This window comes from Acidovorax sp. GW458-11-26-14-TSB4 (assembly GCF_059423865.1).
On the sequence record NZ_JBWKYR010000001.1, the window covers coordinates 480,656 to 496,066 of the forward strand.

Sequence of the window (15,411 nt, forward strand, 5' to 3'; positions counted from 1 at the left end):
ATGGCGGGGCGGGCGTTGCTGTGCGGCGCGCAGGGAATTACTGGGTAGGCTGCAGGCCGGCTGCCTTGACCAGCGCGGCGTTGTTCTTGATCTCGTCCTTGATGTAGGCGTCGAACTGCTCAGGCTTGAGCGTCCAGGCATCGGCGCCGAGCTTGAGGAAGCGCTCCTTCACCTCGGGCGTGGCCAGCGCCTTGACCACCTCGTCGTGCAGGCGGTTGACGATGTCGCGCGGCGTCTTGGCCGGCACCATCATGCCGATCCAGAAATTGAATTCCGAGCCCGGCACGCCGGCCTCGGCCGTGGTGGGCACGTCGGGCAGGGCGGCGGCGCGCTTGGGCGAGCCCACGGCCAGCGCCAGCAGCTGACCGTCCTTGATCTGGCCGATGACGGGCGCGATGGGCGAGAAGTAGTAGTCCACGCGGCCCGACAGCACCTCGGTCACGGCCTCGGCCGAGCCCTTGAAAGGGATGTTGGTCGCATCGATCTTCGCGGCCAGCTTGAACTTCTCGGCGTTCAGGTGCGTGGCGCTGCCCTGGCCGGCCGAGGCGAAGTTCACCGTGCCGGGCTTGGCCTTGGCCGAAGCCACCAGGTCCTGCAGCGTCTTGATGCCCTTGGCGGGCGAGATCACCAGCGCATTGGGCAGCGAGGAGATCGGCGTCACGCCCGCGAAGTCGCCCGTGGTGTCGAAAGGCAGCTTGGCAAAGGTCAGCGGGCTCACCGTGTGCGAGGAGGAATGGATCATCACCGTGTAGCCGTCGGGCGCGGCCGTGGCCACCGCCTGCTGGCCGATGGTGCCGCTGGCGCCGCCGCGGTTGTCCACCACCAGCGACTGGCCCATGCTCTGGCCCATCTTGTCGGCGATGGCGCGCGCAATGATGTCGGTGGTGCTGCCCGCCGCGAAGGGCACGATCACACGGATGGGCTTGGTGGGGTAGCCGCCCTGCGCGAGGGCGCTGAACGACAGCGACGTGAGCGTGGCTGCCGCCAGGGCGGTGGCGGCAGCGCGGCGGGTGGTGCGGATGAAAGGCATGGATTTGTCTCCGTTGGCAGGCTTGGACTTGCTCTTTAATTCACTGATTGGTGAATAGAGCAGATTTTTAGGCATTGCTGCGCCTGCGTCAACGTAGACGCGTTCAATGGAGCTAGGTATTTACCCGTGGGCCGGGTGGGGCAGGGACCGAGGGCAGCGGTGCGCGGCACCCAAGGGCGCGCGCTGCGGCTGCAGGTCAGCGAGGCGGCTTCTTGCGCAGCCTGGCGAGTGCATACCCGGTAAAGCCCTGGTGCACAAAGCCGCCGAGCGCCATGAGCGGGATCCATGCGGCGGCATAGTGCGGAAGGCAGAGCAGCAGGCCGAGGGCAAGCAACAGGCTTGCGGCAAAGAGCAGGTCGCGCCATGCAAACAGGCGCGCGCAGCCTTCTATCCCTTCGGGCGGGCGCACAATCCACTGGCGCGTGAGTTCGACACGCTTGCCGGTGCCCATTTGGTAGGCGCGCCAGAGGAGAAAGGCGGCCATGGCTGCGGGTGCGATGACGAAAAGCAGGAGCGTTGCGATGTACATGGAGCGTAGTTTCCCTCAGCCCTTCAGCACATAGCCCAGGATCACATCGCACATGTGCGTGAGCCGCTCGTTGCGGGCCTTGGGGGTCATCAGGTCGCGCCCGAAGATGGCCGACAGGGTGTGGTTGTTCGACAGGTAGAAGTACGACAGCCCGGCAATCGACACGTACAGCTGCAGCGGGTCCACCCCACCGCGAAAGCTCCCTTCGCGCCGGCCGCGCTCCAGCACCTCGCCCAGCATGGCGATCAGCGGCGAGTTCATCTCGCGTGCGCGCTGCGACTCCTGCAGGTGGCGCGCCTTGTGCAGGTTGGCACTGTTGAGCAGGGTCAGGAACTGCGGATTCTCCAGGTAGTACACCCAGGTGAACTCCACCAGCCGGCGGATCGCGGTGGCGGGCTCGAGCTCCAGCAGGTTGAGCTTGCGCTCCTCCTCGCGGATGTGCCGGTAGGCCTGCTCCAGCACGGCCTGGAACAGGGTTTCCTTGTCCGCGAAGTAGTAGTAGATCAGCCGCTTGTTCAGGCCGGCGCGCTCGGCGATGCGGTCCACGCGGGCACCGCCCAGGCCGTGCTCGGCAAACTCGTCGCGCGCCGCGGACAGGATCGCCCCCTGGGATCGGTCTGCGTCCCGCTGGCGCTCGGGGGCGGTGGTCTCGGTGTCTTTGCTCATGCCCGAATAATTCACTAAATGGTTAACAAAATCCAATCCTGCAGCGACCAGGGACGGGTTTTGTGGCGGCGGTGCACGGTGTGGCGAAAGCTTTTCGCGGGAACGGAGGACTATAGCGAGCGCGAGGCCGGGCCCCCGGCTTGCGCAGGTCCATATGCGCAGCGTATGGAGCTGCCCTGTGCAGGCTATTTGACGGGGCGCGGGCTGCTTTCTACGATGCGCCACGGCCCTTGTTGCCTGCGCTTGCCCAGAACCACACAACACACCCCGGAGACGAATTGCCCATGCACTCCCTGTCCGCATTCCTCGCGCCCGCGTTGCGCCTGTCCGTGCCTGCCCTGGCCGCAGGCCTGCTGGCCGCCTGTGCTCCGATGAAGAACCCGCCCGCCGCAGGGGTCGGCACCGCCGTGCCGGCCAGCAAGGAGGCGGCCCCCGTCGCCACGGCCTGCCCCAAGGACATCGAAGCGATTGCGCGCTGCCTGTCGGGCCAGGACTCGGCCGGCGCCTACTACCTCATCGCCATGCCGAACCAGTGGAACCAGGTGCTGGTCATGCACTCGCACGGCGGCCCCACGCTGGGCGCGCCCAAGCCCGAGCGCGCGGTCGAGGATCTGGAGCGCTGGTCCATCATGGTCCGTGCCGGCTATGCCTGGGCCGGCAGCACCTTTCGCCAGGGCGGCGTGGCCGTGCGCGCCGCGGCCGAGGACACGGAGCGCCTGCGCCGCATCTTCGTGTCGCAGGTGGCCCAGCCGCGCCGCACCATCCTGCACGGCCAGTCCTGGGGCGCCAGCGTAGCCGCCATGGGCGCCGACATGTTCGGCCACGGCGCGGTCAGCCCCCGGCCTTATGACGCGGTGCTGCTCACCAGCGGGCTGCTGGCCGGCGGCAGCCGTTCGTACGACTTCCGCACCGACCTGCGTGTGGTCTACCAGCACCTGTGCAACAACCACCCGCTGCCCAACGAGGCGCAGTACCCGCTGAACATCGGCCTGCCGGCCAGCGCCAAGATGACGGGCGCCGAGCTCACGGCCCGGGTCAACGAGTGCCTGGGCCTGGACAAGCCGGCCGCACAGCGCACGCCCGAGCAGCAGCGCAAGGTGAAAACCATCGTCGACGTGATCCGCATCCCTGCCAGTTCCATCCAGAGCCACCTGAACTGGGGCACCTTCCACTACCGCGACGTGGTGCACTTGCGCACGGGCGACGCCAGCCCCTTCGGCAACATGGGTGCACGCTACACCGGCTCGCCCGACGATGCGGCGCTGAACGCCGCCGTGCTGCGCTACAAGGCCGACCCGCAGGCCCTGGCCCGCTTCGCCGAGGATACCGACCCCACGGGCCGCATCGACGTGCCGGTGCTCACCGTCAAGGGCGTGGACGACCCGACGGCCTTTGTCGAACTGGACGCCTTCTTCAAGGGCACCATGGATCGCGCCGGCAGCGGCGCCCGCCTGGTGCAGACCTTCACCCAGCACAACACCCACAGCTACCTCAGTGACCCGACCTACCCCACGCTGATGACCGCGCTGCTGCGCTGGGTGGACGAGGGCGCCAAGCCCACGCCCGATGGCATTGCCCAGCAGTGCCCGGCCAACGAAGCCAAGTTCGGCAAGGGCTGCGCCTTCCTGCCGGCCTATGTGCCCAAACCCCTGAACAGCCGTGTGGTGGACCGGGACCGCCCCTGAATTCCCCGCAAAATAAAAAAAGGCCCCGCGATGCGGGGCCTTTGCATTCTGGGTGCCGAAAGGATCAGGCGGCCGCAGCAGCCAGCGCCTTGTTCAGCGTCTCGCTGGGGCGCATCACCTTGTCGAGCTTGGCCACGTCGGGCTGGTAGTAGCCGCCGATGTCGGCGGGCTGGCCCTGCACGGCAGCCAGTTCGGCCACGATGGTCTCTTCCTTGGCCGACAGTTCCTTGGCCAGTGGAGCGAAGTGCGCGGCCAGGTCCTTGTCGTCCGTCTGCGCGGCCAGTTCCTGGGCCCAGTACAGGGCCAGATAGAACTGGCTGCCGCGGTTGTCCAGCTGGCCGGTCTTGGGCGAGGGGTTCTTGTTGTTGTCCAGGAGCTTGCCCGTGGCCGCGTCCAGCGTCTTGGCCAGGACCTTGGCCTTGGCGTTGCCGGTCTTGATGCCGAGGTCTTCGAACGACACGGCCAGCGCCAGGAACTCACCCAGCGAATCCCAGCGCAGGTGGTTTTCTTCCACCAGCTGCTGCACGTGCTTGGGGGCCGAGCCGCCGGCACCCGTTTCGTACATGCCGCCACCGGCCATCAGCGGAACGATGGACAGCATCTTGGCCGAGGTGCCCAGTTCCATGATGGGGAACAGATCGGTCAGGTAGTCGCGCAGGATGTTGCCGGTGGCGCTGATGGTGTCCAGGCCGCGGATCACGCGCTCCAGGGTGTAGCGCATGGCACGCACCTGGCTCATGATCTGGATATCGAGGCCGGTGGTGTTGTGCTCGTGCAGGTACATCTTGACCTTGGTGATCAGCTGCGCCTCGTGCGGACGGTACGAGTCGAGCCAGAACACGACGGGCATGCCGGAGTTGCGGGCGCGCGTGACGGCCAGCTTGACCCAGTCGCGGATCGCGGCGTCCTTGACCTGGCACATGCGCCAGATGTCGCCGGCTTCCACGTTCTGGGACAGCAGCACTTCGCCGGTCGCCAGGTCGGTGATGTTGGCCACGCCGTCTTCGGCGATCTCGAAGGTCTTGTCGTGCGAGCCGTACTCTTCGGCCTGCTGGGCCATCAGGCCCACGTTGGGCACCGTGCCCATGGTCCTGGGGTCGAAGGCGCCGTGCCATTTGCAGAAGTTGATGATCTCCTGGTAGATGCGGGCGAAGGTCGACTCGGGCATCACGGCCTTCACGTCCTTGAGCCGGCCGTTGGCGTCCCACATCTTGCCGCTGTTGCGGATCATCGCGGGCATGGACGCGTCCACGATGATGTCGTTGGGGGAGTGGAAGTTGGTGATGCCCTTGGCCGAGTCGACCATGGCCAGCTCGGGGCGGTTCTCGTGGCAGGCGTGCAGGTCGCGCTTGATCTCGTCGCGCTGGCTTTGGGGCAGCGTCTCGATCTTGGCGTACAGGTCGACCATGCCGTTGTTCACGTTCACACCCAGCTCGTCGAACGTCTTGGCGTGCTTGGCGAACGCGTCCTTGTAGAAGATGCGCACGCAGTGGCCGAACACGATGGGGTGGGACACCTTCATCATCGTGGCCTTCACGTGCAGCGAGAACATCACGCCGGTCTTGCGCGCGTCTTCGATTTCCTTCTCGTAGAACTCCAGCAGCGCCTTCTTGCTCATGAACATGCTGTCGATCACCTCGCGGTCGAGCAGCGCGACCTTGGGCTTCAAGACAATGGTCTTGCCGCTCTTGGTGATCAGCTCCATCTTCACTTCGCGGGCGCGGTCCAGCGTCATGGACTTTTCGCCGTGGTAGAAGTCGCCGTGGTGCATGTGCGAGACGTGGCTGCGCGATGCCTGGCTCCATTCACCCATCGAATGGGGGTTCTTGCGCGCGTAGTTCTTCACGGCGGCCGGTGCGCGGCGGTCGGAGTTGCCTTCGCGCAGCACGGGGTTCACCGCAGAGCCGATGCACTTGCCGTAGCGCGCCTTGATCTCTTTTTCCTTGTCGTCCTTGGGCTGGTCCGGGTAGTCGGGCAGTGCGTAGCCCTTGCCCTGCAGCTCGACGATGGCCGCCTTGAGCTGCGACACAGAGGCGCTGATGTTGGGCAGCTTGATGATGTTGGCGTCGGGCTGCAGCGTCTTCTTGCCCAGCTCGGCCAGGGTGTTGGGAGCGCGTTGCTCTTCCTTCAGGAACTCGGGGAACTCGCCCAGCACGCGGGCGGCCACGGAGATGTCGGACTCCGCCACGTTGATGCCGGCCGGCGCCGCGAAGGTGCGGATGATGGGCAGGAAAGAAGCCGTGGCCAGGCGAGGCGCCTCGTCGGTCAGGGTGTAGATGATGGTCGGTTGCTGGGTCGTCATGGCTTGTCTCACGAAACGAGTGTGTAAATGCCCTTTGCCGGGGTATGGCAGGGGCCAAACGCGAATGCTCTCGCATTCTCGTCTTTTGGCGCTTTATCGGGCGTCGGTTTTTGCAATCGAATTCCACTATGCAAAATTTATTGGCGGGTAGACGCAATTTTTTAATGCGTTGCCTATAGCGAAAGCGGTTTCGGGTGGAAATCGGGCGGCTGCGAGACCGAAAAGCCTCATTGGCACAAGGGCTACCTGCCAGGGGATTTTTGGCCGCCTGCTGACCAGCGATGCTTGAGCGATCTCAAGGTCGGCGGTAGCTCAGGCTCAGCATGACGCCCTGCGTGCGCAGCAGGGACTGGGCCTCTTCACGCCCGGCAGGTGTGATGAACCGGGAGCGGATCGCCCGCCTGAGGCAATCTCGGGCGCTGGCTTTGGAGACGGGCGTTCCCCGGCCTTCCAGGTGATATTTCGCCATTTCGACCCAGGCGTCGCCGTCACCGTCCAGGGCCGCCTTGTGGAACCAATGGAAAGCGCTGCGATGGGCGTGGCGCTCCCGGAACAGAATGGCCAAATTACTGGCCGCTACGAAATCCCCTGCGTGCCGGGCTTTGCGATACCAGAATCTTGCTTGGTACTTGCTGCGGGGTGTGCCCAGGCCCTCGTCGTAAAAATAGCCCAAACCGAACATGGCGCCCGAATCCCCCTGGCGTACGCAGGACAGGAACAATTGGAACGCGCGAGGCAGATCGCCTGTATCCCATGCTTGGTGGGCCTGTTCTTCCAAAACATGCATGGCCGTTACTCCATGAGCTCCTGCGTGTGCTGAATGTCCGTGCATTCGATCCGCAGTGTCGTCCCGCGCTCAAACACGATGTCATGCACCACCAGGCCCGCGGCGTTTACCCAGACCGCGTGGGTCAGCAGGTCTCCGTGGGCGGTGTGCACGTAGCGCGGCTCGCCGTGCCTTGCCGGGCTCCGGAAAGAATATGCCTCCACCCCGCGGTAATGCAGGTGGATCTGCCGATCGTGGTTGGGCCCCAGGAGCAACAGCCGGATTTCCGTGCGACGGACCTCCTGCCGTTCACCTTGTGCCGTTTCTCCAATGGTCAGCGACTGCAGCCACGCATCGTGCAATGAACTGCGGGAATGTAGATCGTAGTGAGACGAATCGGATGCGAAGGCAAACACGTGCATCGGCAACCGCGCCTGGATCGAAGCCAGGTAGCGCAGATAGCCTTTGAAATCGAGGTGGCCGTCTTCAGCGGTGAAGAGATGCTCTATTGCCATGTTGGAGAGCCATGGTAGCGTCCCTTGCAGCCGCTTGTCCCTACCCGTTGGGATGTATCCTGCGTTCGGTCTGCAAGGGAACAGCCACCACCCGATCCCCCACCACCGCAAACCGCCGCGCCTGTGGCGCGATCGACTGGCTCGACGTACCGGTGAACGCCCCGAACGCCGGCAGCACCAGCAGCCCCGGCGTGAAGGCGAAGCAGGGCAGGCGCGCGGCATCGCGGGCCAGGCCGTACAGGGTCACCGTGGGGTGCAGGTGGCCCGCCAGCACGGTGGCGCCGGCAACGGTCGAGGGGTGGTGGCAGGCCCGCACCTCGGCGCCGTCCGCCGGTTGCCAGGGTTCGTCGGCCAGGGCGATGGCGAGGGCCGCCGGTGGGTCGCCCGCATGCAGGTCGTGGTTGCCGCGCACCAGGCTCATGCGGATGTCGGCGTGGCGCTCACGCCAAGGCAGCAGCTGGGCCCACAGCGGTTCGTCGGCGCCGCTGCGTGCGTGCAAAAAATCGCCCAGGAAGACCAGGTGCTGCGCGCCCGTGGTGTCCAGTACCGCGTCGAGCCGGGCCAGGTTGTCGGCCGTGGTGCCGTGCGGCACGGGCTGGCCGGCGCGGCGGAAGGTGGCGGCCTTGCCGAAGTGCACGTCGGCCACGAAAGCCATGCGCGCGGCGGGCCAGACCACCGCGCGCTGGGGCAGCAGCCACAGCACGGTGCCGCCAGGCAGGGTGATGGCATGGGCGCCTGGGGGCGGGGCCTGCAGGATCAAGGGGTGCCGGTGCCTTCCGGAGCGGATTCCAGGGTTTTCTCCAAGGCCTCGATGCTGGGCAGGTTGCCTTGCAGGTCTGGAGGCAGGGCTTCCAGCAACTGGTACTCCGCGACGCCGATGGGTTTGCTCGAATCGCGCAGCGCGTATTCCGCCACCACCTTGTTCCTGCTTTTGCACAGCAGCAGGCCGATGGTGGGATTGTCGTGCTCGCTCTTCATCTGCGAATCGACTGCGCTCAGGTAAAAGCCCAACTGGCCCGCATGCTCGGGCTTGAAGGGGCCGGCCTTGAGCTCGATGACCACATAGCAGCGCAGTTTGAGGTGGTAGAAAAGCAGGTCGATGAAGAAATCGTCGCCTCCGACCTCGATGTGCACCTGGCGGCCCACGTAAGCGAAGCCAGCACCGAGTTCGATCAGAAAGCGTGTGATGTGCTGGTCGATGGCGTCCTCGATGCTGCGCTCCTGCGCATCCTCGCCCAGGCCGAGAAAATCCAGCCGGTACGGGTCCTTCAGCGATTCGCGCGCCAGATCGGACTGGGGCGCTGGCAAACGGGCCGTGAAATTGGTCACCGCGCTGCCGCTGCGCTCCATCAGCTGGCGCTCGATCTGGATCACCAGCACGTTGCGCGACCAGCCATGCTCCAGTGCCTTGGCGGCATACCATCTGCGGGCGTCCGCACCTTGCAGCTTGTCCAGCAGGGCCAACTGGTGGTACCAGGGCAATTGTGCAAGCACCTCTTGCACAAATTCCTGCTCAGGCCAGGCCTCGGCAAAGGCGCGCATGTACTTGAGGTTGCGCGGCGAAAAGCCCTTCATGTCGGGGAACGCGGTGCGCAGGTCGTGGGCCAGCCGGTCGATGACCTTGGCACCCCAGCCTTCCCGCGTCTGCCGGGCAAGGATGTCCTGCCCGATCTGCCAGTACAGCACCACCAGCTCCCGGTTGACGGCCAGCGTGGCGCGTTGCTGGGCGCTGTGGATGCGGCCTTTGAGATCGGCCAGCCAGGCCGCGTAGTCCACGGGCAGAGGCAGGATGTCGGGCATTGGTTGTGTCGTAACTTGCGAGGGCCGCAGGCGGGCATTCAGCCGTGGGAGGTTGTCACCATTCTAGGTTCGTGCCCGCTTGCTGCGGGCTGTTGCGGGGCCCAGACCCGGTGTCTCATCGGCGGCCTTCTCCAGCGCCTGCACCATGCGCGCCAGCCGGTCGGCCAGGGTCTCGGTGCTCAGGCGCTCGCGAAAACGTTCCACCATCAAGGGCAGGGCGAATGGGGTGGGGCGCGTGAGCGCATGGATGGACAGGGTCTGCGCCTGCATGCCGCGCAGGGTGCGCGCCAGGCGCTCCATGTCCAGCTCGTTGGCCAGCAGTTCGGCGCGGGCCTGGGCCAGCAGCAGGTTGCCGGGGTCGTACTGGGCGAACACGTCGTAGTACAGGGAGGACGAGGCCTGCAGCTGCCGGCTGCTGCGCTGCTCGCCCGGGTGGCTCTGGAAGATCAGGCCGGCGATGCGCGCGATCTCGCGAAAGCGCCGGCGCGCCATCTCGGTGGCGTTGAGGCTGGCCAGCACCTCCTCTTCGAGCCCGCTGCCGATGGTGGTGGGCGTGCCCTCGCCCAGGATGCGCGGCAGCAGCATCGCCCAGTCGATGGGCTTGGCCGACAAAAGCTCCAGCCCATAGTCGTTGACGGCGATGGAGAAGGTATTGGGCACCTGCTGCGACGCGCGCCAGGCCAGCAGGCCGGCCAGGCCCAGGTGCACCAGGCGCCCCGCCAGCGGGTACAGGTACAGGTGCCAGCCCTCGCGGGTGTGCAGGGTCTCGGCCACCAGGTGGCCCGGGGTGGGCAGGGCGGACCAGGCCTCCTGCACGGCCAGCAGGGGGCGGGCGCACTGCATCTCGGGCGAGGCGTAGACGCCGCGCTCGGCCTGCTCCAGCATTTCCAGCATGGCGTCGGCCAGCGTGTTCGACAGCGGCATGCGCCCGCCGTTCCAGCGCGGCAGCGCCGCGCTGCCGCGGGGCGCCACGCGCACGTAGGCCGTCATCTGCTGGGTGCGCACCAGCTCCAGCAGGCGGCCTGCGAACAGGAACACATCGCCCTTGCGCAGCCGCGCGATGAAGCTTTCTTCCACAGAGCCCAGGCGCCCGCCGCTCACGAACTGCACCTGCATGCTGGCGTCGCTGACGATGGTGCCGATGTTGCTGCGATGGCGGCGCGCCAGCCGCGCATCGGGCACGCGCCATACGCCGGCCTCGTCGGGCACCACACGGTGGAAATCGGGGTAGCTGGCCAGCGAGGCGCCGCCCTGGCGCACGAACTGCAGGGCCCACTGCCAGTCGTTGTCGGCCAGCGCGGCATAGGCCGGCGCGCGGCGCACCTCGGCCAGCAGCGCCTCGGGCAGGAAGCCGCCACCCAGCGCCACGGTCACCAGGTGCTGCACCAGCACATCGAGCGGCGCACGCGGCGTGTGCCGGTCTTCGATGCGGCCCAGCGCCAGCGCATGGCGCGCGGCGGCCGCCTCCACCAGCTCCAGGCTGTGCGTGGGCACCAGCGTGATGCTGGAGGTGCGCCCCGGCGCATGGCCGGATCGGCCCGCGCGCTGCACCAGCCGCCCCACGCCCTTGGCCGAGCCGATCTGCAGCACCTGTTCCACGGGCAGAAAGTCCACGCCCAGGTCCAGGCTCGACGTGCAGACCACCGCCTTGAGCAGGCCGGCCTTGAGCCCATTCTCCACCCAGGCGCGCACTTCCTGGCCCAGCGAGCCGTGGTGCAGCGCCAGCGTGCCGGCCCAGTCGGGCCGCGCCTCCAGCAGCGCCTGGTACCAGCGCTCGGCCTGTGATCGCGTGTTGGTGAACACCAGGGTCGATGCGCAGGCCGCTATGGACTGCACCACCTGCGGCAGCAACGCCAGGCCCATGTGGCCAGCCCAGGCAAAGCGGTCCACCTTGGGCGGCAGCATCACGTCCACCTGCAGCGCCTTGTCGATGCGGCCCTGCACCAGCACGGCCGGTGGTGCCGTGGGCACTTCCGGTGCCGAGCGGGGCAGCAGGGTATCCAGCGCCTCCCGCAGATTGCCCAGTGTGGCCGACATGCCCCAGACCTGCAGCGCCGGGTTCCAGCCCGACAGGCGCGCCAGTGCCAGCTGCGCCTGCACGCCGCGCTTGTTGCCCACCAGTTCGTGCCACTCGTCCACCACCACCAGTTGCACATGGCGCAGGCGTTCCTGCGCATCGGCGCGTGCCAGCAGCAGCGAGACGCTTTCGGGTGTGGTCACCAGCAGCGTGGGCAGGCGGCGGTCCTGCGCGGCGCGTTCGCCGCTGGCGGTGTCGCCGGTACGCAGGCCGCTGGTCCAGGTCGGCGCCATGTCCGGCAGAGGCGCTTGCAGCGCACGCAGCGTGTCAGCCGCCAGGGCGCGCATGGGGGTGATCCACAGCACCGTGAGCGGCGCAGCGGCCGCGCGGCGGGCCTGCAGCGTGGCTTCCACCGGCACCACGGCAGTGCCGGCCCGGGCCAGGTGCTGCAGCGCGCCCAGCCACACGGCATAGGTCTTGCCCGCACCCGTGGTGGCATGCAACAGTCCGGAGCGGCCTTCGCCCAGCGCCTGCCATACCTCGTGCTGGAAAGCGAAAGGCTGCCAGCCGCGCGTGGCCATCCAGGCCGCTGCCGCGCCCGATGGTGCCGTCTTGCGCGAACGCCGAGCCGTGCTCATGCGGCTGCGTCCTGCCCAGGCAGAAGCGCCATCAGCGTCTGCAGGGTGTCAGCCTCGGCCACCGTCTTGTCCTGGCGCCAGCGCAGCATGCGTGGAAAACGCACGGCGATGCCGCTCTTGTGGCGCGGGCTCCTGCCGATGCCTTCGAAGCCGAGCTCGAAGACCATGCTTGCATCCACGCTGCGCACGGGCCCGAAGCTTTCGCGCGTGGTCTTGCGGACGATGGCGTCCACCTGCGCGATCTCGGCATCCGTCAGGCCCGAATAGGCCTTGGCAAAGGGCACCAGCTGCCGGTCCGGGTCGTCCTGCGGCCCGGTCCACACGGCAAAGGTGTAGTCGGTGTACAGGCTCGCGCGCCGGCCGTGGCCGCGCTGGGCGTAGATGAGCACGGCGTCCACGCTCATGGGGTCGATCTTCCACTTCCACCACACGCCCACATCCTTGGTGCGGCCCACACCGTAGTGCGCTTGGCGATTCTTGAGCATGAAGCCCTCGGTGCCCATGCCGCGCGCGGCCTCGCGCTGGCGCGCCAGGTCCGGCCAGTCGGCGCCGTGCAGCAGGGCGCTCAGCCGCAGGGCGGGCGGGGCTGCAGGCTCTGCGATAGCGTCGGGCGGCTGCAGCACTGTTTCCAGCATTGCGCGGCGGGCCTGCTGTGGCTCCTGGCGCAGGTCCTGGCCCGCATGCTCCAGCAGGTCGTAGGCCACCAGCACCACGGGCAGTTCGCGCAGCAGCTTCGGGCCCAGGGTCTTGCGGCCCAGGCGCTTTTGCAGGTCGGCAAAGGGGCGGGGCTGTGTCTCGCCGGGCAGCCACACCAGGATTTCGCCATCGACCACCGAGCCGTCGGGCAGGGCCGCCAGCGCGGCCTCGGCCAGTTCTGGAAAGCGGTCTGTCACCAGTTCCTCGCCGCGCGACCAGACCCAGACCTCGCCCGCGCGGCGCACGATCTGCGCGCGGATGCCGTCCCACTTCCATTCCACCAGCCAGCCATCGGGCGTGCCCAGCAGCGCAGGCATCTCGGACACGGGCTGGCTGAACGGGTGGGCCAGGAAGAAGGGGTAGGGCTGGCCCGCCATGCCGGCATCGCCCGCACCCCCAGCCTCGCCATCCGCGGCTTCGTCCACGGGCGCGACCAGCGCGCTGTAGTCGCCCGCCTGCGGCTGCCGGCCGATCTGCGTGTAGCCCATCAACCGGTGGGCGATGCGCTTGGGGTCCAGCGCGCTCACCGTGGCCAGCGCCTGGGTCACCTGCAGGCGCGACACCCCCACGCGGAAGTTGCCGGTGATGAGCTTGAAGTACACAAAACGCTGCTCCGGCGCCAGCATGTCCCACTGCGTGCGCAGGCGGGCATCGGCCTCGTCGGGCGGCAGGGCGCGCAGGGGCAGCAATTGCGCCATCCATTCGGCGAGCGGCAGGTCCACCGGCTGCACCGGGGGCGGCAGCAGCAGGGCCAGTGTTTCGGCCAGGTCGCCCACGGCCTGGTAGCTTTCCTCGAACAGCCACTCGGGCAGGCCCGCCGCCTCCTGCGCCAGGGCCTTCAGCCGCTTGGTGGGCACCATCTGGCGCGGCTTGCCGCCCGCCAGGAAATAGGTGGCCCAGGCTGCATCGGCCGGCGCCGCCACGCGCAGGTAGGCCACCAGCGCCGCCAGCTTGGCCGACTGCGCGGTGGTGGAATCGAGCGCCTGGAACAGCGCCGCAAAGGCTCTCATGCCGCAGCCTCGGGTGGGTCTCCCTGTGCCTGGGGTACAGCAGCACCTGCATCGTCCTCGTTGTCGTCGGCACCGTATTCGGTCGCGAACACCTGGGCATCCAGCCCTTGCTCGCACAGCCAGCGCACCATCACCTCGGTGCTGCCATGGGTCACGATGATGCGCTCGGCGCCCGTGGCGCCGATGGCCTTCTGCAGGCTGGGCCAGTCCGCGTGGTCGCTCATCACGAAGCCCCGGTCCACGCCGCGGCGCCGGCGCGCCCCGCGCACCAGCATCCAGCCGCTGGCGAAGGCGTCGGAATGCTCGCCAAAGCGCTTGAGCCAGGGCGTGCCCGCGGCCGAGGGCGGTGCCAGCACCAGCGACTGGCGCAGCCCGGCCTTGGTCACTCCCGGGTCCGTCACGCGCACCGTGGGCGGCAGCGCCACGCCGGCTGCGCGGTACACCGCGTTGAGCGGGTCCACCGCGCCATGCACGACGATGGGGCCGATGCCTGCGTCCACCCCGTGCAGCAGGCGCTGCGCCTTGCCGAAGGCGTACGCGTACAGCACGCTGGCCTTGCCCGCCGCCGCATTCGCGGCCCACCAGGCGTTGATGTCGGCGAACAGCGCGGGCTGCGAGGGCCAGCGGTAGATCGGCAGGCCGAAGGTCGACTCGGTGATGAAGGTATGGCAGCGCACCGGCTCGAACGGCGGGCAGGTGCCATCGTCTTCGAGCTTGTAGTCGCCCGAGGCCACCCACACCTGGCCGCCGTGCTCCACCCGCACCTGGGCCGAGCCCAGCACATGCCCGGCCGGGTGCAGCGACAGGCGCACGCCGTGGTGGTCGATCACCTCGCCATAGGCCAGCGTCTGCAGGGCGATGTCCGCGCCCAACCGGTTGCGCAGCGTGCCCTCGCTGTCTTTGTGCGCCAGGTAGTGCGCCGAGCCCATGCGTGCATGGTCCGAGTGCGCATGCGTGATCACGGCCCGCTCCACCGGCCGCCAGGGGTCGATGTAGAAATTGCCGGCCGGGCAGTACAGGCCTTCGGGGCGGTGGATGATGAGATCGCTGGACATGGGCAGGTGGGTGTGCTGTCCATCCTAAGCGGTGAGGGCGGGCTGGCAGGGGCACAGGCCGCAAATCGCAGCCGTGTCCTACAAGGCTGCTGCAAGGCGCTTGGTGGGGAGTGAAGCCCTGGCTAAGATGGCGCCAGAACCCGATGAGGTGTCCCCATGCCCCTTTCGTTGCCCTTGTTGGCAGTCCGCGCGCTGGCGCTTGCCGGGCTGCTGTCCGCAGCGCTGCCTGCCCAGTCGCAGGACACCCGCACCAACGCCTTCAACGACCCCTTCCTGCGGGTCACCTCTGCCATGCCCGGCTGCCCCGTGCCCGAGGGCCCGCTCTACACAGAGGCCGAGGTGCGCGAGCTGGCACATGTGCGCTCGCAGCATGGCGGCAGCTGCCACCGCGTGGGGCGCTGCCGGCTGCCCAATTCCTACCTCTACGACGCCGAGATCATCCCGCGCGTGCAGCGCTACATCCGCGAGGACGGGCGTTTTGACGACACCAGCGTCTGGGTGCTGGGCGAGCGGCGCCTGGTCACGCTGATGGGCTGCGTGCAGTCGGCCGAGCAGGCGCGGGCGCTGGAAAAGGCCGTGGAGTTGGTGGACGACGTGATGGGCGTGGTCAACCTGTTGCAGGTGGGAACCGAGCGGAGCGCGGCGCGCTACCCCCTTGCCAGGTAGGTACTGGTAGATACCGCAGTTAGGGCATTTGCGCAA

General features: G+C 67.7%; 13 protein-coding genes. 2 read left to right on the top strand and 11 right to left on the bottom strand.

Annotated features, from left to right (window positions below):
• Nucleotides 1-37: 37 nt before the first annotated feature.
• From AC07X5_RS02285 to AC07X5_RS02295, 3 genes are all read right to left on the bottom strand, one after another.
• On the bottom strand, nucleotides 38-1,030 hold the full coding sequence (locus AC07X5_RS02285) for a tripartite tricarboxylate transporter substrate binding protein (RefSeq protein WP_145694214.1): 993 nt from the start codon (nucleotides 1,028-1,030) through the stop codon (nucleotides 38-40).
• A 196-nt stretch (nucleotides 1,031-1,226) separates the two neighbouring features.
• Nucleotides 1,227-1,559, bottom strand: coding sequence for a hypothetical protein (locus AC07X5_RS02290; RefSeq protein WP_494768902.1), 333 nt, complete (start codon nucleotides 1,557-1,559; stop codon nucleotides 1,227-1,229).
• Nucleotides 1,560-1,574: 15 nt separating this feature from the next.
• The gene (locus tag AC07X5_RS02295) at nucleotides 1,575-2,225 is read right to left on the bottom strand and encodes a TetR/AcrR family transcriptional regulator (protein WP_409961577.1); all 651 of its coding nucleotides are present in this window, start codon (nucleotides 2,223-2,225) and stop codon (nucleotides 1,575-1,577) included.
• 284 nt (nucleotides 2,226-2,509) lie between these two features.
• Between AC07X5_RS02295 and AC07X5_RS02300 the strand changes: the two genes are divergently transcribed.
• The gene (locus AC07X5_RS02300; protein WP_494768903.1) at nucleotides 2,510-3,910 is read left to right on the top strand and encodes a hypothetical protein; all 1,401 of its coding nucleotides are present in this window, start codon (nucleotides 2,510-2,512) and stop codon (nucleotides 3,908-3,910) included.
• A 64-nt stretch (nucleotides 3,911-3,974) separates the two neighbouring features.
• Here the strand turns inward: AC07X5_RS02300 and AC07X5_RS02305 are convergent, their stop codons facing one another.
• From AC07X5_RS02305 to AC07X5_RS02340, 8 genes are all read right to left on the bottom strand, one after another.
• Nucleotides 3,975-6,212: an NADP-dependent isocitrate dehydrogenase gene (locus AC07X5_RS02305; RefSeq protein ID WP_494768904.1), complete on the bottom strand. Its 2,238-nt coding sequence runs from the start codon at nucleotides 6,210-6,212 to the stop codon at nucleotides 3,975-3,977.
• A 295-nt stretch (nucleotides 6,213-6,507) separates the two neighbouring features.
• On the bottom strand, nucleotides 6,508-6,999 hold the full coding sequence (locus AC07X5_RS02310) for a tetratricopeptide repeat protein (RefSeq protein ID WP_494768905.1): 492 nt from the start codon (nucleotides 6,997-6,999) through the stop codon (nucleotides 6,508-6,510).
• 5 nt (nucleotides 7,000-7,004) lie between these two features.
• The gene (locus AC07X5_RS02315; protein ID WP_494768906.1) at nucleotides 7,005-7,493 is read right to left on the bottom strand and encodes a hypothetical protein; all 489 of its coding nucleotides are present in this window, start codon (nucleotides 7,491-7,493) and stop codon (nucleotides 7,005-7,007) included.
• Between the two features lie 40 nt (nucleotides 7,494-7,533).
• The gene (pdeM, locus tag AC07X5_RS02320; protein ID WP_494769444.1) at nucleotides 7,534-8,247 is read right to left on the bottom strand and encodes a ligase-associated DNA damage response endonuclease PdeM; all 714 of its coding nucleotides are present in this window, start codon (nucleotides 8,245-8,247) and stop codon (nucleotides 7,534-7,536) included.
• A 2-nt stretch (nucleotides 8,248-8,249) separates the two neighbouring features.
• A complete protein-coding gene (locus tag AC07X5_RS02325; RefSeq protein WP_494768907.1) occupies nucleotides 8,250-9,293 on the bottom strand; it encodes a PDDEXK nuclease domain-containing protein in 1,044 nt (347 codons plus the stop codon).
• A gap of 63 nt (nucleotides 9,294-9,356) precedes the next feature.
• The gene (locus AC07X5_RS02330; protein ID WP_494768908.1) at nucleotides 9,357-11,948 is read right to left on the bottom strand and encodes a ligase-associated DNA damage response DEXH box helicase; all 2,592 of its coding nucleotides are present in this window, start codon (nucleotides 11,946-11,948) and stop codon (nucleotides 9,357-9,359) included.
• A complete protein-coding gene (locus AC07X5_RS02335; protein ID WP_494768909.1) occupies nucleotides 11,945-13,654 on the bottom strand; it encodes an ATP-dependent DNA ligase in 1,710 nt (569 codons plus the stop codon). The genes AC07X5_RS02330 and AC07X5_RS02335 overlap by 4 nt, the downstream gene beginning before the upstream one ends.
• Complete coding sequence (locus AC07X5_RS02340) at nucleotides 13,651-14,709, bottom strand: ligase-associated DNA damage response exonuclease (RefSeq protein WP_494768910.1); 1,059 nt, start codon at nucleotides 14,707-14,709, stop codon at nucleotides 13,651-13,653. Before AC07X5_RS02340 ends, AC07X5_RS02335 begins: the two co-directional genes overlap by 4 nt.
• 156 nt (nucleotides 14,710-14,865) lie before the next feature.
• Between AC07X5_RS02340 and AC07X5_RS02345 the strand changes: the two genes are divergently transcribed.
• Nucleotides 14,866-15,375, top strand: coding sequence for a BON domain-containing protein (locus AC07X5_RS02345; protein ID WP_494768911.1), 510 nt, complete (start codon nucleotides 14,866-14,868; stop codon nucleotides 15,373-15,375).
• Nucleotides 15,376-15,411: the final 36 nt, after the last annotated feature.